Consider the following 21,359-nt stretch of genomic DNA (forward strand, 5'->3'; position numbering starts at 1 on the left):
GATATGAAAAGACTTTTTTTTATGCGGGTAATTTTCGGGTTTTCGATCATGCTTTTCGTAACAATTAATGTATTAATGGCTCAGAATCCGATTGTACAAACCGCATATACGGCAGATCCAGCACCTATGGTGTATAATAATCGTCTATATCTCTATACAACACATGATGAAGATGAATCCACCTGGTTTAATATGAACAATTGGCGTGTATATTCTACCAATGATATGGTCAACTGGACCGATCATGGTGCGATCTTGTCCTATACCGATTTTGAGTGGGCCAAAGGTGACGCTTGGGCAGCGCAATGTGTAGAGAAAAATGGTAAGTTTTATTTATATGTTCCCGTGATCTCCAAATTGAATAATCGAGGAGCAATTGGGGTGGCAGTTGCGGACAGTCCATTGGGACCATTTCATGATCCTTTGGGAAAACCGCTTGTGCAAAGTGAATGGGGGGATATTGATCCGACTGTATTTGTTGATGACGACGGACAGGTACATATGTATTGGGGTAATCCACAATTGAAATATGTAAAACTCAATGCAGATATGATCTCCTATCAGGGTGATATTGTGGAAGTTCCCATGACGGCAGCATCATTCGGCAGAAGAGAGGGGGATCCCAAACGCCCCTCCAATTACGAGGAAGGACCCTGGTTGTACAAAAGAAATAGTCTATATTACCTTTTTTGGCCGGGAGGACCTTTACCTGAATTTATTGGCTATTCGACCAGTAAAAAAGCGGAGGGTCCATGGAAATATGGTGGAGTGGTGATGCCTGCGGAAGGGAGGGCTTTTACCAATCACCCAGGTGTGATCGATTTTAAAGGAAAGAGTTACTTCTTCTATCACAATGGCGCCTTACCGGGAGGGGGAGGTTTCACGCGCTCAGTCGCTGTTCAGGAATTGAAGTTTAATCCTGATGGTAGCATCCTGCCCATGAAAATGACTGCGGGGATTGCCAAAGCTCTTACCCATGTGGACCCTTATAGCCTAATACAGGCCGAAACAATTTCCTGGTCTGAACATGTTAAATCGTTCCAAAATAATAAAGTGGGCGTTTTTATTAAAGCGCTTAAAAACGGTGCTTATACTTGTATAAAAAACGTTGATTTTGGCGACAAGGGGGCAACGACTTTCTTCGCACGGGTAGGCACAACACACAATGGCGGTGTCAGTATGGAGGTGAGGTCAAACGCGGTGGATGGTCCTATCCTAACGACGATACAAGTTCCAATGACGGGTGGAGACGACAGATGGACTACGATAGACACTTCGCTTTCCGACAAGGTTTCAGGTGTCCATGACTTGTACTTTGTCTTTAAAGGTAAGGCTCCATCCAATATTCTTTTTTTCGATTGTTGGAAGTTTGGAAAATAAAGGAAAAAGTATAGTGTGGCGCTGTTCATTGTTTTGTTACTGTTATTGCTGCCAAGTTTTGGTAAAATACGTGGCCCCTACGATATGGAGATCAACGAACTGGTCATAAGGGATATTATGCTACCAGTTGTCAAGGACAGACGGCATGCCAAGTTGTATCCAAATATTAAACATCCCCAAGCAGTGCGTTATGCTTAGGGCAATTATCCTGTAGACGCAAATCTGATCAATAAAGAGGGACTATTGGCAACACCTTTCCGTACCGATAATTGGTAGGATAAATCTAATTTAATCAGATAAGTCAATTCGAAAGAGTAACGAACAATTTATAATTCAGTAATTTAAATAACTAATTTATTCAATTTTATGAAGGGACTAAATATTGTCTTAAAAAAAAGGGCAATGGTATTTGTATTATCCATCGCAGGAATTTTGTCGACGACAATGGTGGTAGGGCAACAACAAAATGTCGTGAAGGATTTAAGTAAAGGTTTTGTACATCAATCTATCGGTAATCCCTACTTGCCACTTTGGGAGCATCTTCCTGATGGCGAACCCCGAGTTTTTGAAGATCCGGATCGGCCCGGAAAATATCGTGCTTATATCATTGGTTCACACGATCTGCGTTTTACAAGTTATTGCGGACCCGACATTCGGATGTGGTCGGCACCTATTGAGGATCTAACGAGCTGGCGTGATGAGGGGGCGATTTTTACCTATCCGATGGATGGCAAATGGGACGTCATGTATGCGCCGGATCTTGTTGAGGTCAAACGAAAAGATGGAAAGAAAGAATATTATTTGTTTCCACATAGTCGGGGCGAACATCGTGAAGCCATGGTCGTTAAAGGAGAAAGACCCAATGGTCCATTTAAACCGGTGAATCTGACTGCGGACGGTAGGCGTACTTTGCCGGGAAGTATCTTGGGATTTGATCCCGCAGTATACATTGAGTATGTTACCGATCCGAACGATCCCGATTTCGAAATTGGCTTCCGAGCTTATGGTTTTTGGGGATTTCAACGATCCATGGCAGCGCAGCTGGATCAGAAAACAATGTATTCGCTGCGACCGGGAACTGAGATTATTAATTATCTATTGCCGGCAAGTGCGCGATATGGTGAGTTACGTGATCCCAAAGGAACATCTTATCCCAATATTTTTTCCGGAGAAGATTTGGGTACTTTTAATTTCTTTGAAGCCTCATCGATTCGTAAGGTCGGAAATAAATTTGTCACAGTATACAGTGGCTATTCTGGGCCAGAATATGGTGTCGGTAGTTCCAACTCGACTTTACGCTATGCCGTCGCGGATTCACCACTAGGGCCATGGAAGAGCGGTGGCGTATTGGTCGACTCCCGAGCTCCAGTATTGAATCGAGATGGCTCGGGGATTGAAACCAGTAATGCAGGTCACAATACGCATGGCAGTATTGAATTAATCAATGGACAATGGTATGTCTTTTATCATAGACCGCCGCGGGGATTTGGTTTTGCCAGACAGGCTGTGGTAGAGCCTATTAAAGTGCAATGGGATGAAAAGTCTGTAAAAGAAGGTGGAATGGTTTCCATTCGTGCCTTTGACCCTTACCATGCAAACCTGACCATTAAGGATAAGCAGGGAAAGGAATATAAAGGCGCGGAGGTTACATCCGAAGGGTTCCATTTTTATGGGTTAGATCCTTACAGGTACTATTCTGCCGGATATGCGTGTTATCTTTCAGATATCAGCCTACAGCAGGATTCATGGGATGTCTGGGACAATCATATGCCGGTGACTAATATGAAAAATGGAAATATTGTCGGTTTTAAATATTTTGGCTTCGGTGGTCTTGATCAGGATAAGTTTGGATTGAAAGCTTTTAGTGGTGCGAAAGTAGGAAATCGCACCGCTTTCGATCTGTTTATCGCTCCAAAAACACGAAGTGCGTTTAAAGTCAATGTGTGGTTGGATGGTCCTTGGGAGAATGATGTCTGGAAGGGGAAAAAGATTGCCCAAATAGCAATTTCGGCTAATTCCAAACCTGAGGTAACACAAGTAACAGTTGATGTTTCGAAATACGTTGATCACTTGGAGGGCAAGCATGCGCTATATCTGGTGGCCGAAGGAGAGGAAGGCAAACCACTCTTTGATTTTATCGGACTGGGGTTTAGTTCGAAAGATAAGAAAATTGTACGTCCAATATCGCCAACGGTCGATATTATTGTAAATGGCAAAAAACTTGAATTGCCTTCTATACCAATTCGGTCTACGGATGAGAATGGCATCATTGGTTACAATACTTACGAGATCGCTTCTCCTATTGAAGTTAAAGGTAAAAATATCCCTATTGTAAAAGCATCATCAGTTAATCCTGAAGTGAAAATTACGGTCAGACAGGCGAATTCATTGGCAGATCACGCCCAAGTTGACTGTGTTTACAAAGGACAGATGAAAAGCTATCTGATAAAATATGTTACAGAATAAATAGATCAATGGTAATTTGCCGAACTTGAAGTTCAGTGTAAGGAGAGGGGATCTAGATTCCCTCTTTTTTTGTGCCCATAAAACGCTTGGGTAACTCTTGTCTTTGGTAATTTCTTGTATAATATGTTTTTTAAACATTTTTATTGGTATATAAAACATTTGTATCGGGTGCTGACAGTATAGTACTTGTAGTTTTACCCTGACAATTAAACTAATCGAATAACCAATTATATGGATCAATGCATCACAGAGGTAAAGCCCATAAAAGGCTTTTACAAGCTTTCAATGAAACAAAGGATGGGATTTGGTGCTGGTGACCTTGCTCAGAACCTTATCTATCAGACTGTTTCCATGTATCTATTGATTTTCTATACCAATGTGTATGGAATTTCAGCCGCTTCGGCGGGAATTATGTTTCTCATCGTTCGTATAGTCGACGTCATATGGGATCCCGTTGTCGGTGCATTTGTCGATAAGAACAGCCCTCGTATGGGAAAGTATCGGTCATACTTGCTTTTGGGCGGAATTCCGCTTACAGGTTTTGCAATCCTTTGTTTTTGGAATGGGTTTTCGGGATCACTGACATATGCCTATATCACCTATATAGGATTATCCATGTTATATACATTGGTTAATGTTCCTTATGGAGCTTTGAATGCTTCCTTAACCCGAGATACGGATGAGGTAACAAAGTTGACATCTACCCGTATGTTTATGGCCAATATAGGTGGGCTGGCTGTGGGATATGGTGTACCGCTGGTGGTGAAATATTTCTCACCCGATGGAAAGATCAATTCGAAGGATTCGGCTGAGGCATGGTTTGTGACAATGCTGATCTATGCTTTGGTCGGCTTAGTGCTTTTATTCTTTTGTTTTTCGCAAACAAAAGAACGCGTTATTATGGATGAAAAAGATACCGAAAATGTCAAGGTGTCTGATCTTTGGCAGGAATTTAAGCATAACCGACCATTGCGGATACTGGCATTTTTCTTCATTACTGCTTTTTCGATGATGGCGATCGGAAACTCGGCAGGGTCCTACTATATGATCTATAACGTAAATGCACCTGATATGCTTCCTTATTTCATGGCTTTGGGATCAATACCGGCATTTATTTTTATGCCGCTTATACCAGCTATTAAACGTGCGATCGGAAAGAAGCAAATGTTTTATGTTTTTTTGGGAATTGCTATCCTGGGCATGATCATGTTATACGTTATTTCAACGAACGAAGCTCTTAAAGGAAATACCTGGCTGGTGTTGAGTGCGCAATTTATCAAGTCTACGGGTGTTATTGTTGCGACGGGATACATGTGGGCGCTTGTTCCTGAGGTAATATCCTATGGTGAATATAAAACCGGCAAACGCATATCCGGGATTGTCAATGCATTGACAGGGATTTTTTACAAAGCCGGTATGGCACTGGGTGGGATCGTTCCGGGATTGGTACTAGCTTATGTGGCATTTGATAAAGATAATGTAGCGACACAATCGGACATGGCGGAAAAGGGAATTCTATGGCTCGTAGCTGTTATTCCTGCAATACTTTTATTGTTGGCGATGTATGTGATTTCCAAGTATGAGTTGGATGATGCCGCTATAGATAAGATCAACCGGGAAATAGAATCCAGAGTTAATTACTAATCAAAAATAAATCATGAATTTGCTAAAAACTATCGTTTTGGCCGTAGTAGTCCTATTGGGCTTTAACCCTGTCTCGGCAGCTATGCGAGGGATGAATCGAGAGACTGATTCACTGACGTTGAAAGAGGCTTTTAAAGATAAATTTTTTATAGGCACAGCCCTCTACCTTGATCAGATATGGGAGCGAGACATTAAAGCTGTAGCTGTCGTCAAAAAACAATTCAATTCCATTGTTGCCGAGAACTGCATGAAAAGTATGTTTTTGCAGCCTCAGGAAGGGCAGTTTTACTTTAAAGACGCGGATCGTTTTGTCGCATTTGGAGAACAGAACAAAATGCAGGTTATTGGTCATACATTAATCTGGCATTCGCAGACACCAGCTTGGTTTTTTGTTGATAAAAAAGGAAAAGATGTACCTCGGGAGGTATTGATTGAACGCATGCGTAAGCATATCCAAACTGTCGTTTCTCGCTATAAAGGTCGCGTTTTTGGCTGGGATGTTGTGAATGAAGCTATATTGGATAATGGCGAATGGCGTAAAAGCAAATTTTATCAGATTATTGGGCCAGAATTTATACAATTGGCTTTTCAATTTGCCCATGAGGCGGACCCCAACGCTGAATTGTATTATAATGACTATTCAACGGCCATTCCCGAAAAGCGAAAAGGAATTATGGCTATGGTACAACAGGTGAAGGCAGCCGGCGGACATATAAGTGGGGTTGGTATGCAGGAGCATAATGCGTTGGACAATCCGTCGCTGGAAGAAGTTGAAAAGACCATTTTGGGGTTTGCAGACCTTGGTGTGAAAGTTATGGTAACCGAGATGGATATTTCGGTGCTTCCACATGTTCGACCCAACATGGGAGCGGAAATTGGAGAACGCTATGCCTACAGTAAAGAAACGAACCCCTATGAAAAAGGTTTGCCTCCGGGCAAGATGGCGGAACTTGGCAAAAGATATGTTGCCTTTTTTAACCTATATCTCAAGCATCAAGATAAAATATCCCGTGTGACGTTGTGGGGCGTTGGTGATGGCGATTCGTGGAAGAACGGCTGGCCTATTCCGGGACGTACAGATTACCCGCTTTTGTTTGATCGTCATTATCAGCCCAAACCATTTGTAAAAGATATTATAGCATTGACTCAAAAAAAAAAGTAATAAAGAAAATGAACAAAAGTAAATATTTATATCCAAGGGACTACATGGCTGATCCATCGGCCCATGTTTTTGAAAATAAAATCTATATTTATCCATCTCATGACCGGGAGAGTGGCATTCCTGAAAATGACAATGGCGATCATTTCGACATGCAAGATTACCATGTGTTTTCACTGGAAGATGTGCAGGACGAAGTCTTTGACCACGGGAAAGTATTGGATGTAAAAGATATTCCTTGGTCCGGCCGGCAACTTTGGGATTCGGATGTTACTGAGAAAGATGGCAAGTATTATATGTATTTTTCCATGAAAGACAAAAACGATATTTTTAGACTTGGTGTCGCATTAGCGGACAAACCCTACGGTCCATTTATACCGCAGGACGATCCGATCAAGGGAAGTTACAGCATCGATCCCTGTGCGTTTAAAGATGAGGATGGATCCTATTATCTCTATTTCGGTGGCATCTGGGGTGGGCAGCTTCAATTTTATCGAAATAATAAAATTGTTGTACCAAATGAATTGCCTAAGGCAGATGAACCGGCATTAACGCCAAAGGTCGTTAAGATATCTACAGATATGCTTGAATTTTCCGAGCAACCGCGAGATCTTGTCATCTTGGATAAAAATGGTATGGCCTTAAGACAAGGGGATACCGAAAAACGATTTTTTGAGGCGTCCTGGATGCATAAATATAAGGACAAGTATTATTTTTCTTATTCCACGGGTGATAGCCATTTAATTTGTTATGCAATAGGAGATAATCCTTATGGACCATTCACCTATCAGGGTGTTATTCTATCACCAGTTGTAGGCTGGACGACGCACCACAGTATTTTGGAGTTCAAGGGCAAATGGTACCTTTTTTATCATGATTCCGTTCCGTCGGGCGGAAAAACTTGGCTAAGAAGTATGAAAGTTGTTGAAATTGAATATGATGAAGATGGACATATCAAACCTATACATGGTTTATCTTCCTAAATAATCTTGACGGTACCATAGAACGTGGTTATGCCGGTTATTCGCTGTGGAACTAGGGAAAACAGTCGAAACAGCTTTCTCCCCGCTATGAGCAAAATTGTATCCATAGGAATAAATGCCACTGTATTGAACGTCGGCGGAAGTAACAACAGATCTTCCCGATTCATCGGGAAGATCTGTTGTTTATGCTCCGCTTTAACTAATTGAAATTGTTGATGAATTGATCTGCTACAATGTGCCAAGCCTTCTTTTTTTCTCCCCGATCAGATAATAATCCTTTTCTGTTCCATCCCTTTTGATAAATGGGATGGGCTCTCCCCGGAGAACGAAAATCTACTAGGAGCCATGGTGTTGCTCCACGTAGGAACGGTATGTTCTTGAACATTTTAAATTGGCGCATATAAATATCCGCCAGGTAATCTTCGCTCCAGCTGCTTGCCCGATTTGGGTCGATATTGTTTCCGAAAACTGCTTCACCACCAAATTCCGAAAAGATTAGCGGTTTATTGAATTTGGATATCCATTCGACTTCTTTATCTGTTTCGGGCCATGGTTTATACCAGCCAGAGTGAATTTCTATAAAAAGATCCTCGCTTTGACGGATAAAACACCGTCGGAATTTATTCGTTTTATTAGGCTAAAAAGAGCGGCGGAATTGCTCGAAAAAAGTCAGATGTACGTGAATGAAGTTGCATTTCTAGTCGGATTTAATGAAACCAAATATTTTAGAAAATATTTCAAGGAAGAATTTGGAATGACGCCGAACGAGTATAAGAAAGTCATAGCAAATAATATACAAGAGTCTGGAGATTGATTTCATGAGCTCGAGGAAGGAGGCCATTTTGTCGCAAAAGACAGACAGACACCACCGACCATTCAGCAATAACAAAATATGCAGTATTTCGGATCCAGCGATATTATCGCCCTACGATATGGAGCGTTGGTCTGACCATCCGTGCAGATGCGATCACTGGCTGTGCAAACTCAGTGATCTTTATCTCTTCGACCGATGGCGTTAAAGTAACGAAGCGTCGAATCGAGATGTGTAGCAATCGTTCCAGTAGGAGGAATTTGAGTCCTAGCGTTTATCAATGAGACTGAAAATAGAATAGCTTAGATAGGAGCGGTTTACTCCGAATGGATAGGCATCCAAATTAATGTGACATTCATAATGGCAATTAGAAAAATTTGATAAGAAATCTGCTACAAAAGTTTCAAAATTAGCTTCCATTTTATAGTCGCTTTGGCGTTGTTGTTTAATAGATTACGAAATCTACTGTCTTTTTTCGGTATTGTTTTTTCTATAGAATAGTTTAGGCTAAAATAGTTTTCTATTTCCTATTTTAAAGTTTATTACAGTAATTTTAAATACGAAATCGTAAAACAATCAGATAAAAGAGTATGAATCATCAAATAATCCAAGAAAACATCAGTAAACATATAACTTTAAATGAGGCGGAATTCTTGGTGTTTTTATCTCGGTTAAAAAAAATACAAATACCCCGAAAAAGTATAATATTGAGTCAAGGACAATTGTGTGAAAATATCTATTTTGTTGAGTCAGGAGCATTACGTGCTTTCTTTCTGGATGAATCCGGTAAAGAAGCCACTATTATGTTTGCTATTAATGACTGGTGGGTAACTGACATGTACTGTTTTATTAATCAAAAATTGGCCATGTTAACTATTGAGGCTATAGAAGATAGTGTAATTTACCAATTAAAAAAGAGTGATTTAGATTATTTGTATATAGCCATACCGCAATTTGAGAAATTTTTTAGGATTCTGATGCAAAACGCATACATAAGAGAACAGCTGCGTGTAATTCAAAACCTTTCGTTATCAGCGGAGGCGCGCTATGAAATATTTGTTGGCAAATATCCGGAGGTCGCAAAAAACGTAAAGCAAAAGCAAATAGCTTCCTATTTGGGAATTACCCCCGAATTTTTGAGTATGATTAAGCATAAAAAGGGAAAAGGCTTAAAGTAGTTTATTTTTTTTCAACGAAATGGTCGTTAATTTGTGTCTGTAGACTAATAAATAAAACGATGCTTATAATGATTTCAGGTCCATATCGAGGTGGGACCAATGATGACCCAACATTAATAAAGAATAATCTAGATAAATTGGAGGAGTTCGCTTTGGACATTTTTAATAAAGGACATGTTCCTATAGTCGGCGAATGGCTTGCACTTCCGTTAATTAAGTTAGCAGGATCGCAAAAGATTGGAGATGAACAATGGGATAGAATTCAGTATCCTGTTGCCCATCGGATCCTAGAAAAATGTGATGCCGTTTTGCGGATCGAAGGTGAATCAAAAGGTGCAGACCAAGATGTTAGGCTGGCGAAGGAAAGGGGGCTTAAAATCTACTATCATATTAATGAAATTCCTACTTCTGAGCAGGCTTAAGCTTACATTATATATTAAAAAACTAAATAGATAGATAATCAATGAAATTAGAATTATTTCAGATAGATTCTTTTACAGAAGAAATTTTCCACGGAAACCCAGCCTGTGTTGTTCCATTAAAAAGGTGGTTGCCTGATGAGTTACTTTTAAAAATAGCCAAAGAAAATGCTGTGGCTGAAACTGCATTCTTTATTGACAACGTTAGTACCATCCATTTGAGATGGTTTACACCTGAGATTGAAATGGATCTATGTGGACATGCTACCCTCGCCGCAGCACACTGCCTAATTTCACATTTAAATTATAATAAAAGCCGAATTATATTTGAAACGCAAGTCGGAGAATTAACCGTTGATATAAAAGATGGCATTTATTATATGGATTTCCCATCAAGAATGCCGGACCCCTCAACTCTTCCGGATATTATAACCAAGTCGCTTAATATACAGCCTATGGAAATCTTTAAGTCAAGAGATTATGTTCTATTATATAAATCTGAGGAAGATATAAAAAATATAAAAATTGAAAGATCCGTTTTTGACCTTATCAACCTGGATCCGGGAGGAGTGGTTGTCACAGCAATAGGTACCGATAGTGATTTTGTTTCAAGATATTTTACTCCACAATCAACAATTCTTGAAGATCCGGTAACAGGATCAGCATATTGCTCACTTATTCCGCTTTGGTCATCAAGATTAGGAAAAAATAAGCTTTTCTCCCGCCAGCTTTCAGAAAGAGGAGGCCAGCTCTACTGTGAGGACAAAAACGAAAGAGTAATTGTGGCTGGCAAAGCCAGAACTTATTCAATGGGACACATTTGGATAGAATAGAAGAATGATATCCATGGTTAATAACTTAGCAAACTATTAGGAAGTTTAGGAGTGCATAATCTCTAATTCTGAAATTGACTTAAAACGTTACGTAAAGGGTAATTTTACAAAAAAATAAGAATGGATAATAAGATAATAGATAAAGTTGCTTTAATCAATATTTTAGATAAAAAAGTATTGCTGGCACTTTCCAAATTTAAATTAAAACTTTATTTGCCAGGTGGTAAAAGAGAGTCCGATGAATCCGATATTGAATGTTTGAAGAGAGAAATAAAGGAAGAATTGAATGTAGAGATTAAAGAAGACTCGGTCCGTTATTTTGGTACATTTGAAGCTCCTGCCGACGGAAAGGATGCTGGGATCATGGTTAGGATGAAATGTTATTTTGCTGATTACTCAGGTGTGCCGGAAGCTGCAAACGAAATCCACTCATTTGAATGGATAAATTATACTGAAAAGCATAAAGCTTCTGCCGTAGTAAACTTGATATTGGATAAACTGAAAGAGCAGGATCTGATTGATTAGTTTAAAATCTGTACTGTTTTGCATAGTAATAAAAAAATGTTTTAATTTATTGGGCAAGTGAATATTTAACTATTTATGCCCGTGAAGGCGACTGCTTTTCAATAGATTTCGCATGCTCCTGTAACGACACTTCTTATTTGTATCTTGATATTGAGTTTGAACAACCAACAAATACCAAAAATCAATGCAAAACATCATTGGTATGCTATTATTGTACTGATCGCAGCGATAGTATTGATCGTTAACAAAACAAAGGGCTAAATCCAGACAATGCATAACATCACTCATCCACTGAAATATATCTAAAGATATAAGAAATAAAGAGGCACAGAAATATACCGTCGATACGCATATATCTCAAATATATCACATAAGTATCTCTATGTTGTTATTTATGGATAAACAGTGCTTAATTTGATTCGTGCCTACTGTATTATGAATATTGTCCGCTTAAATCAAGTTCCTAGTTGCTAAGGAGTGGTAAGTACCGATCAGACCATTTTTTCCAGCGGAGGCTACACGAACTGATAAATTTGATGCCATAGGTAACCTAGTTACATTTAGAGTTGCACATTCTGCATGATGTGGGTCCAATGCAAAAGCTTACCGATTGGGTTTTTAAATTTTGAGGTGGTCCATGACTAATTCTTTTTTTGATTATCCGCCGAACATTTGCGTAGTTCAGGATAGTATATTTGGTTTAGCCCGACATGAACAAACGTGTTCTGTTGGGCTCTTTTTTTCTAAAAGTAGAGGTTCCGGTTAGATTAAGGGCTAAAATATAGTGCCTTGATAGGATTATTTGGTTGGTTGTTTTGATTTATTTGGGATAAGATTTTTTAAGAGTTATTCCAATGGTCGGTAAATCAAAACCAAGCTTGATTACTGTAAACATGAAAATTAAAGTGTCAGCAAACTACTTATAGGTATCATATTTTCCATTTTGGATACAACTGTCCCCAATTTGGACACGTTGAAGTTTTTATTTCCAACGACATTTGTACTATTAAATTATCAACAAGGAAACAATGTCAAAAACAATTTTTATTACGGGAGCTTCAACAGGTTTAGGGAAAGCTACTGCCAAATTATTTCAAGGCAAAGGGTGGAACGTAATAGCAACAATGCGGACCCCTGAAAAGGAAACAGAACTTAGTCAATTAGAAAACGTAACTATTTTACCGCTTGATGTTACTAATCCTGATCAAATCAACGAAACTGTAGCTAAAGCTATCGAACTGTACAATATCGACGTGGTGTTCAACAATGCAGGATATGGACAAAGTGCTGCATTGGAAGGCGTTTCAGATGAGCAGATCGTAAAGATCTTTGATACTAACGTCTTGGGGACAGTACGTGTTACGAAAGCGTTCATTCCCCATTTCAGAGAAAAGAGAAGTGGCTTGTTTATTACCACCACATCTCTAGCCGGAGTGCTCGGTTTTCCTCTGGTGTCTGTCTATAATGGGACTAAATTTGCCTTGGAAGGTTGGAGTGAAGGACTGTCTTATGAATTGTCTATGTTCAATATTGGTGTAAAAACAGTAGCTCCAGGTGCAATTGCCACAAAATTCAACGATAATATAGACAATGTCATCCACCCGGCATATCAGAACTTGGAGAAAAAGATAACTGATGTATTTAGCGGAATGGCAAGTGCTGCTTCAACTGCCGAACAGATTGCTGCAGTAGTTTATCAGGCAGCTACTGATGGCAAGGATAAGGTACATTATGTGGCAGGTGCAGATGTAACTGCAACAGTTGCAAGACGTGATGAAATTGGTTCAGAAGAATTCAGAAAAGAGCTTAGCAAACAGATTTTGGGATAATCTATTTTTGTATATTAGTGTTATATTTTTTGTTATGTATCATATCAATTCTATATCAGAATATCTCAAGCTATTGTCTTTGCCAGAACCATTGCATCCACTTGTAAGCGTCGCTGATGTCTCCAAAACAAGACTTGTTGAAAGTGATGTATGGAAAAAATTTTCCTTAAACTTTTACTGTATTTCGTTAAAAAAAGATATCGCTACAAAGCTGAAATACGGACAGCGATATTATGATTTTAACAAAGGTACGATGACCTTTCTCGCACCGAACCAGGTCCAGTCGCTTGAATTTGATGAGGTTAAAATGATCAATGAAAATTGTGGTACAGGATATTCTCTGCTGTTCTACTCTGATTTTTTGCAAAAACATCCATTGGCTAATATCATAAAAAACTATGATTTCTTCTCTTATGCAGTAAATGAGGCTCTCCATCTTTCTGAGCGGGAAGAAAAGAATATCATTGAGATTTTTCAAAAGATTGCCACAGAATACCAACATATCGACCAGCATACACAGGATATTATTCTTTCACAAATTGATTTGCTTCTGAATTATTGTAAGCGGTTTTACGACAGACAATTCATTACAAGAAAGGCTGTGAACAACGATTTGTTATCGCAAATGGAACAGATATTAAATGATTACTTTGACAGTCAGGAAGGTTTGCGGAACGGACTTTTAACAGTAGATTCGGTTGCCAGCAAACTCAATCTTTCACCTCATTATTTGAGTGATATGCTTCGCTCACTTACAGGACAAAATGCACAACATCATATTCACGAAAAGTTGATTGAAAAAGCAAAGCAATATTTGATTTCAAGTAACTTATCTGTCTCTGAGATTGCTTTTCAGTTAGGTTTTGAATACCCGCAATCATTCAATAAGCTATTTAAAAAGAAAACAGCGATGTCCCCTTTAGAATTTCGTCACACATTTAATTAGTGTTTAGCCGAAGCAAAACCTGAATACAATTTATTGTTGCCACACTTATTTTAAGGGACACACCTCACTGAACTACGGAAAAATTGAAGTTAACTTATTCATAAGGGGCCCTGTAAATAGTATTGTAAGCCAGTTAAAGTTCCAGAATTTTCGAAACTGGATTGCCTGGTATATGTTATTATATTTGTCTATATAGTAAAAAAGATATGAAGTTGACAGAGAAGTTAAAAACATATTTGCAAGATAAGGTAGATGAAGTTTTGTCTAAATATCAGGAAGAATATAGAAGTGTTTTGCAGGCTTTAGGGTTCAATTCAGCAATAAACGGAAGCTTTGTTGAATTCATGAGCGTATATAGTGATGAACATTATGGTAAATTAGGACTGATTCATGATATAATGTATGATGATCTGTCAGATATTGAAAATGGAGTGTCAAAACAACTTTGGAATAATAACGTTCCTAAAAAGTACATCTCTTTATAATCTTAATAATAAGGGCCTTAAACTATCCATTGACGGCCATATTGACAATGAAGGACCTACAGCACACAACATGCAGCTTTCACAACAGAGAGCCGAAGCAGTATTAAAAAGTTTATTGGCAAAAAATATTGCTAAAGATCGTTTGAAATCTCAGGGTTTCACAGCTGAAAAACCTTTGGCTGACAATAATACCGAAAAGAACAAAGCAAAAAATCGCCGAGTTGAATTGATTAAAATGTAAGTACAGATCAAGTCATGTCTAGAATTGTGATAATTTTCGAAGACTCGCATAGCGCGAGACTAATGTAGGCCAAATACAAAATAGAGAAGCCATTTGGCTCCTCTATTTTGTGATAAATCTGATTATTCGTCGATTAAATCATCTAACAAAACTTTGATATCAGGAGCAGCGTAATCTCGCCCTCCTTCTATCCGCTCCTTAATTTCTCCATCCTTACCCAAAATTACGGTTGTAGGAATGGAGTTCCCTAAAAATGTTGGTGGTATAGGTGTTTCTGGCATATAAACAGTCAGGTCATATTTATTGTCTTTCATGAAAGAGACTGATTTTTCCAGGTCAGCATCTACATCGACCATGAGGAAAACAATATTTTTATTTCTTTCGTACTGTTTCTTTAAATCATTGATCGATGGCAATTCTTTGATACAAGGAGGACACCAGGTTGCCCAGAAATTAATGAAGACGACTTTTCCTTTCAGATCCATCGTCGAGATAGACTCTCCATCTTTGTTTTTAAAAGATATAGGATCTGTGTTTTCATTTGTGGATGTGATCATTTCTTTTTCCGAAATATTCGTATCTCCATTTTTTGTACCTTTTGAATTTCCGCAGGCTGTCAATGCAAATAAACAGGTCGCAACGACAATCATCGTTAAAGTATCTTTTTGATGTACTTTCATTTTTTTATTCATTTTATTTTTTAGCATTTCTATAAAAATTAAATGTTGTTAGCTGTATTTACTTTGCCTTCTTTGGTTTCTTCCGAAGGATTGAGTAAAACCATATCTTCTTGTTTCAGCTGACCGAATACTTCTGTTAAGCTATTTACACGAATTCCTTCTTTGACAGCGACTTTCTTTATTTTACCCTGATTTAGTATGAACAGGAATGTTCCAGATTGTGAATTGATGACACTTTTCTCTGGTACCCAAAAGGTAGGGTTTGTCCTTTTCAAGCGAAGTTTTACCTGTGCATAGTCGCCGCCCTGTAATCTATTTTGACTATTGGGTACATCAAACTCTATTTTAAGCGAACGATCCCGTTGATCCAATAATGATGCAGATCGGGAAAGTTTTGTGCTAAATGTTTCTCCGGGTCTAGAGCTTACAGTAAAAGTCGCAGGCATATCCTGATGTATGGATGCCGCATGTTTTTCAGGGAGTGAGAGTGTTAGCCTAAGACGGTTACCCTGTGCGATCATGAATAGTGGAACATTGGTAGTGGTGCCTACCAATGCACCAACAGAAACGTTTCTGTCCGTAATGACACCATCAAAAGGAGCTCTGATATTTAGGTACTGCCGTAATTGTGATGTGCCAGCAGTGCCAGCTTTCGATGCATTATAAGCGGCTAATGAGCTTTCCATTGCGTTTTTGCTTCTCTCAAGCTCAATGTCGGCAACCGCTCCTTCAGTACGGGAAGCTTCCTTGAGCCGATCAAAAGATTGCTTGGCAAAAAGATAGTCACTGTATAACCTCTGTTCCGAAGAACGATCAGCATTTAAGCGTTGATCCATTTCCGGCGCTTCTAATACCGCGAGTAGCTGTCCTTTCTTTACAAATGAACCTCGGTCTACGAACAATCTTTGCACAAAACCGGTGACTTTGGCATAGAGCGCTACTTGTTCATAAGGACGCAGTTCTGCAGGAACAGAGATCTGATATTCAGGATTATCAATTTTTATCGCAACAGTTTTCGGTAAAGCCTGATCATATTGTATGCTATTTTTAGTATTAGCTGGAGTTTGTTCCCCTTGCCCGCAGTAGGAAAAGAGTACGATTGTTACTAACGATAGTGATAGTTTTATTGTAAGCGAGTTATTTACTTTTTTATTTTTCATTTTAATTAGGGGAGTTTATAGGACTATAGTATTGACTTTCCTCATCATCGGGATCGAGTGATGGACTGTGTATTTTTGTACGCGAAAGAAGTGAGGAGAAAAAATGCGGAATAAGTAGCAAAATGGTTGCCGTAGAGGCTATCAGCCCTCCGATAACGGCTCTCCCGAGGGGTGCAACCTGCTCTGCACCATCTCCAAGACCAATAGCCATTGGTAGCATTCCTGCAAGCATGGCGGCAGCAGTCATCAGGACAGGTCTCAATCTTGAGGAAGCTGCGAGCCTCGCGGCATTTGCCGGCTTGAGGAGGAGCCCTTTACGGTAAAATTCAGCCTGATTTACAAGTAAAACGGCATTGGATACCGATACGCCAATGGACATAATTACCCCCATATACGACTGCAGGTTCAATGTACTATTGGTCATATAAAGAACGATAAGACTTCCGGCGATTACAGCAGGCAATACTGATAAGATAATAAGCGGCACTTTGAACGATTGATAGTAAGCTGAAAGCATCAAAAAAATAACTACGATGGCTACTGCCAGTCCAATTAGAAGACTTCCCCGTGTTTCACTCAGTAGCTGCAGTGTTCCTTCAGTCCATATACTAATCCCACGTGGTGGAGTTCCAGCATCTGTAATGGCTTTGCTGACGGCTTTGGATGCAGTTCCTAGATCTTTACCGTACAAATTAGCTACAACGGTAACATAGCGGTTTGGGCCTTTACGATTGACCTGTGCAGGCACTGTAACTCTTTTTAAGGTTGCAACATCTTCAAGGATCGGTCTTGTATTTCCTTTTTTTAACGGTAAGGATCTTAAAAATTCTTCTGACGATACGACTGCTTCAGGAATTTGCACTTGAATCTGGAAGACGAGACCAGAATTGGGATCTACCCAAAGATTTTTGTCCGTAAAGCGAGTTGAGGAAGTCGCCACAACAAGACTTCGTGTAATGTCCTGTATAGTTAAACCAAACTGTCCTGCAAGGTCACGATTTACTTCGATTTCCAAAGTTGGGTAAGCTGTTGGTTCGGTAATACGTACATCACGTAGATAGGGGATCTGCTTGAGATTATCTTCAATCTTTGAAGCAAATTGAAAAGCACCTTTAAGCTGTGGAGCGCCTACTTTTACCTCTATTGGTGTCATGGCTCCCTGTCCCATGATTTTCTCAGTCAGCTCCATAGGTTCAAAGTTAAAAGCTACCTCTGGATGTTTTGTTTGGATTCTCTTCCTGATTTTTTCCTTCAACAGTTCGATTGATCCTCCGTATAGTTTCTGATCTATGGAAATCTGTAAAACAGCTTCATGTGAAGAATTGGTAAACAGAAAAATCGGGTTGATGGGAGAACCGGCAGGTTGGGGGCCTACAAACGCAGAGGATATGGTAATACCGTTTTCTGGTATTTCTTTACCTATTTCTGCCGTTATCTGTTTGACGATTTTTTCAGTCTTTTCTAAACGGCTGCCTTGCGGCGCCTGGATTCGGATCTGGAAATCTCCACTGTTGGAAACAGGCATCACGTCCGTTCCCACCACTTGTAGAAGGATAACAATAACAGCCCCACAAAGGAGCATATACATTGAAAATAGGAAAAGGGAGCGTGGAGCCCATTTGCGCATTCTGTAGGAATAATTGACCCTGAATTTTTCAAAGAAGGCTCTTTTTTTCGGTGTAACGGCCTCTACATTGTGTTTAGTCTTCATCATCCAATTGGCTAAAATAGGCACTAAGGTCTGCGAAGCAATAAATGAAGCAATCATGGCAAAAGCTACCGCCATTGATAATGGCATAAACATGTCTTTGGGTATACCTGTCATGATAAATGCAGGTGTCAGTACGGCAAGGATACACAGTAAGATAAGAAGCTTGGGAATTGATATTTCTAATAAGGCATCCAAGATTGCGCGCGGTTTGTGCTTTCCCATTTCCATGTGTTGATGAATATTCTCTATGGTTACTGTTGCTTCATCAACTAAGATTCCGATGGATAGAGCTAGCCCGCTAAGTGTCATGATGTTAATGGTCTGTCCAAAAAGATACAGTACCATTACGGCGGCGAGAATGGCAATTGGTATAGTCAGCACAACAATGATTGCTCCACGAGTATCACCTAAAAATAGAAGGATCATCAGTCCTGTAAACACTGCCCCCAATATACCCTCATGGATCAGGTTGGAAAGTGACCGCTTAATGTATTTTGACTGGTCAAATTCATAGTTGATCTTGACATCTTCAGGAAGCAGGTTTTTAAGTTTAGGTAATGATTCTTTCAGGTTTTTAACAGCTTCAAGTGTAGAAGCATCCGCCTTTTTGATAATAGGAAGGTAAACTGACCTTTTTCCATTGACCAGCGCATAGCCTGTTGTTTGATCAGCAGCATCCTCTACTGTCGCAATGTCCCGAATATATAGTGTTCTGCTATCTGTAGAACGGATTGGGGTATTTAGAAATTCTTCCGGCCCCCTGGCGATTGAATTTATCGGAGCCATGAGATTTTCATCGCCGATACGAATATTTCCGGCAGGCGAGGGCAGGCTGTTCTTTGTGATTGCCGCTGTAATGTCCTCTGGACTCAAACCATTTGCCTGCATAAGCTCAGGATTGACATTCACGACAATCGACCTTGCGTTTCCGCCGAACGGCGCTGGCGCAGTGATGCCAGGTATTTCCACAAACACTGGTCTGATTTTGGTGAGGACAAGGGTCTGGATTTCGTTAATTGATCTTTGATCACTCTCAAAGACCAATTGTCCCACGGGTAGGGAACTACCGTCAAACCTGACCACAATTGGCGGTACTGCTCCGGGGGGGAGAAAACCCATTGCTCTGGAAACGGAGACCGAAACTTCCCCAGCTGCCTGAGACATGTTGGTACCCGGATAGAAAGTCAGTTTCATCATGGTTAACCCTTGAATGCTCTTAAAATCTATATTTTTGACACCACTGACAAACAACAATACCTTTTGAAATTCGTTGGCCATAAACCCGTCCATATAGGACGGCGATAAGCCTCCATAGGGCATGGCGATGTACATTGCCGGAAGTTCAACCTGCGGAAATATATCCACATTTATTTTTTTTATGGTACTATACGAGAAGAAAACAATAGCAAGCACGGCCACCATGACCGAAATCGGCTTTCTCAACGCAAATCTGATGATATTCATTCTTTTAAAGGATTATAAATTATTGAATAGATATTCAAAATCTGTTGTCAATGCAGATTCATAGGCGATCAACAGCCAATACTGTTTAGCAGCTTCAATATGATTGTTTTCGGCGCTTTCAAGTAACTGCCTGATCTGAAGTAATTCACTCAATGCGATTAAACCGCTCCTATATCTGGCAAGATACATTTCATAAGCATCCTCCGCTTGTTCCATGGCTGTGGAAGTCTTTTCAAGCTGTTTGTATTGCTGTGAAATCTTCGTATAAACTGCGCTAAGGTCAGACTGCATGGACAACTCATACTGTTGGTGCTGATAAAGAGTGCTTTGAGCATCTTGCAGATAGGCATGGCTTTTAAGGCTATTGGTTTTGAGATTGGTAACATTCCATACCGCACCGATACCGATGAGATAATTTCCGGTGGTATTAGAAAATCCATCTTTCCAGCGGGCAGATACTTGTCCAGACGGATTGATTCCGCTACCTCGGACAGCATACCCACCTAGTATACGTATGGAAGGGAACGAAGCCTTTTTCTGTATTTCGCTATTATAGGAATAGTAAGCCGCCTCATTTTTTAGACCTGCTAAGAGTGGATGACTATCAGCAATTGCGTTGGTCGTGTTTCTGCCCAAATTTCTTGGTCGGTTAAAGTGCGAAAGAGATAAGGAATAATCAAGATCTGCATCGCCACTTAACTCCGTCAGCTTGATCAATGATGCATTTTTGAGCCCTACAAAACGTTCGTTATCACCAAGGGACTGGTTATACGATGAAAGTGCCAATAAGCTGTCAACTGCCGGGCGGATACCAGCTTTGGAAAGACCCGTTGTCAATTGTCGAATTTCATTGAGCCGCCTAACATTTTTACTGTTCCAGTTGAGTTTTGCCTGATCATACAATAAGATAACATAACGTTCAGCGAGTGTTTTTTTTAGTGTCAAAATGTATGCTTCCTGCTCATTGATACGTCTTTCGGTAACTGTTTTTGCAGCTTCATATTCTTTCTTCAGTTTTCCAAAAGAAAAAATTTCCCATTCAACTGTCGCTGAGCCAAATGAATTGGCAGCAACGGCAGAACCAGACGTTCCAGTAGTATTTCCTGAAACATTGAAAAATCCAGGTTGTGGAAAAAAGGCACCTGCGGCACCTTCAAATGTTCCGAAAGTATTTTGCGCCTGTGCTTTTATTTGTGGAAGACGGTTTGTTTTTACAGCTTGCGCATTGTACACTGCGGCTTCGATAGCAGAGCTTTTTACTTTAAGCCCTGAATAAGTGCTTTCTACCTTTGGCCAAAGGCTGCCCAAAGTTTGGGGTCTCGGCTGTCCATAACTGGAAAATGCAAGACCAATGGCTGCAACGGTAAATAGCGCAACCAGATGATAATTAATCATGCTAATATAATTGTTGGATTTTGACCGAATGAATCGATCAATCTGAAAAA

18 protein-coding genes are annotated in these 21,359 nt (G+C 39.8%); 14 read left to right on the forward strand and 4 right to left on the reverse strand.

Annotated features, from left to right (window positions below):
* Window positions 1–3: 3 nt before the first annotated feature.
* The 14 genes from B4G94_RS08960 to B4G94_RS09025 all read left to right on the forward strand — a co-directional run bounded on the left by B4G94_RS08960 (window position 4) and on the right by B4G94_RS09025 (window position 14,899).
* Window positions 4–1,380: a glycoside hydrolase family 43 protein gene (locus tag B4G94_RS08960; RefSeq protein ID WP_286858373.1), complete on the forward strand. Its 1,377-nt coding sequence runs from the start codon at window positions 4–6 to the stop codon at window positions 1,378–1,380.
* Window positions 1,381–1,782: 402 nt separating this feature from the next.
* A complete protein-coding gene (locus B4G94_RS08965) occupies window positions 1,783–3,846 on the forward strand; it encodes a hypothetical protein (protein ID WP_286858374.1) in 2,064 nt (687 codons plus the stop codon).
* A gap of 285 nt (window positions 3,847–4,131) precedes the next feature.
* Entirely contained in the window at window positions 4,132–5,490 is a 1,359-nt protein-coding gene (locus B4G94_RS08970; protein WP_286858393.1) for an MFS transporter, read from the forward strand.
* A 13-nt stretch (window positions 5,491–5,503) separates the two neighbouring features.
* Entirely contained in the window at window positions 5,504–6,652 is a 1,149-nt protein-coding gene (locus B4G94_RS08975) for an endo-1,4-beta-xylanase (protein ID WP_286858395.1), read from the forward strand.
* Between the two features lie 8 nt (window positions 6,653–6,660).
* A complete protein-coding gene (locus tag B4G94_RS08980) occupies window positions 6,661–7,632 on the forward strand; it encodes a glycoside hydrolase family 43 protein (RefSeq protein WP_206531989.1) in 972 nt (323 codons plus the stop codon).
* A 568-nt stretch (window positions 7,633–8,200) separates the two neighbouring features.
* Entirely contained in the window at window positions 8,201–8,446 is a 246-nt protein-coding gene (locus B4G94_RS08985) for a helix-turn-helix domain-containing protein (RefSeq protein WP_286858397.1), read from the forward strand.
* A 587-nt stretch (window positions 8,447–9,033) separates the two neighbouring features.
* Window positions 9,034–9,621, forward strand: a complete 588-nt coding sequence (locus tag B4G94_RS08990) for a Crp/Fnr family transcriptional regulator (RefSeq protein ID WP_108633898.1) — start codon at window positions 9,034–9,036, stop codon at window positions 9,619–9,621.
* Between the two features lie 68 nt (window positions 9,622–9,689).
* The gene (locus B4G94_RS08995; protein ID WP_241254744.1) at window positions 9,690–10,043 is read left to right on the forward strand and encodes a DUF4406 domain-containing protein; all 354 of its coding nucleotides are present in this window, start codon (window positions 9,690–9,692) and stop codon (window positions 10,041–10,043) included.
* Between the two features lie 41 nt (window positions 10,044–10,084).
* Complete coding sequence (locus B4G94_RS09000) at window positions 10,085–10,873, forward strand: PhzF family phenazine biosynthesis protein (RefSeq protein ID WP_286858400.1); 789 nt, start codon at window positions 10,085–10,087, stop codon at window positions 10,871–10,873.
* A 120-nt stretch (window positions 10,874–10,993) separates the two neighbouring features.
* Window positions 10,994–11,398: an NUDIX hydrolase gene (locus tag B4G94_RS09005; RefSeq protein ID WP_286858402.1), complete on the forward strand. Its 405-nt coding sequence runs from the start codon at window positions 10,994–10,996 to the stop codon at window positions 11,396–11,398.
* Window positions 11,399–12,426: 1,028 nt separating this feature from the next.
* Complete coding sequence (locus B4G94_RS09010; protein WP_286858403.1) at window positions 12,427–13,227, forward strand: SDR family oxidoreductase; 801 nt, start codon at window positions 12,427–12,429, stop codon at window positions 13,225–13,227.
* A gap of 34 nt (window positions 13,228–13,261) precedes the next feature.
* On the forward strand, window positions 13,262–14,173 hold the full coding sequence (locus B4G94_RS09015; protein WP_165307090.1) for a helix-turn-helix domain-containing protein: 912 nt from the start codon (window positions 13,262–13,264) through the stop codon (window positions 14,171–14,173).
* A gap of 206 nt (window positions 14,174–14,379) precedes the next feature.
* The gene (locus tag B4G94_RS09020; RefSeq protein ID WP_286858405.1) at window positions 14,380–14,658 is read left to right on the forward strand and encodes a hypothetical protein; all 279 of its coding nucleotides are present in this window, start codon (window positions 14,380–14,382) and stop codon (window positions 14,656–14,658) included.
* Window positions 14,600–14,899, forward strand: a complete 300-nt coding sequence (locus tag B4G94_RS09025; RefSeq protein WP_286858407.1) for an OmpA family protein — start codon at window positions 14,600–14,602, stop codon at window positions 14,897–14,899. Before B4G94_RS09020 ends, B4G94_RS09025 begins: the two co-directional genes overlap by 59 nt.
* 122 nt (window positions 14,900–15,021) lie before the next feature.
* Here B4G94_RS09025 and B4G94_RS09030 read toward each other — a convergent pair whose 3' ends face one another.
* From B4G94_RS09030 to B4G94_RS09045, 4 genes are read right to left on the reverse strand one after another with little or no spacing between them, the layout of a single operon-like run.
* Window positions 15,022–15,579 (reverse strand): TlpA family protein disulfide reductase, encoded by a 558-nt coding sequence (locus B4G94_RS09030; protein WP_286858410.1) that lies wholly within the window; start codon window positions 15,577–15,579, stop codon window positions 15,022–15,024.
* Window positions 15,580–15,617: 38 nt separating this feature from the next.
* The gene (locus B4G94_RS09035) at window positions 15,618–16,739 is read right to left on the reverse strand and encodes an efflux RND transporter periplasmic adaptor subunit (protein WP_286858412.1); all 1,122 of its coding nucleotides are present in this window, start codon (window positions 16,737–16,739) and stop codon (window positions 15,618–15,620) included.
* Between the two features lies 1 nt (window position 16,740).
* On the reverse strand, window positions 16,741–19,914 hold the full coding sequence (locus B4G94_RS09040; protein ID WP_286858414.1) for an efflux RND transporter permease subunit: 3,174 nt from the start codon (window positions 19,912–19,914) through the stop codon (window positions 16,741–16,743).
* 12 nt (window positions 19,915–19,926) lie between these two features.
* The gene (locus tag B4G94_RS09045; protein ID WP_286858415.1) at window positions 19,927–21,309 is read right to left on the reverse strand and encodes a TolC family protein; all 1,383 of its coding nucleotides are present in this window, start codon (window positions 21,307–21,309) and stop codon (window positions 19,927–19,929) included.
* Window positions 21,310–21,359: the final 50 nt, after the last annotated feature.

Origin of the sequence: Sphingobacterium sp. UBA7625, assembly GCF_002484085.1 — a bacterium.
Lineage (GTDB): Bacteria > Bacteroidota > Bacteroidia > Sphingobacteriales > Sphingobacteriaceae > Sphingobacterium > Sphingobacterium athyrii.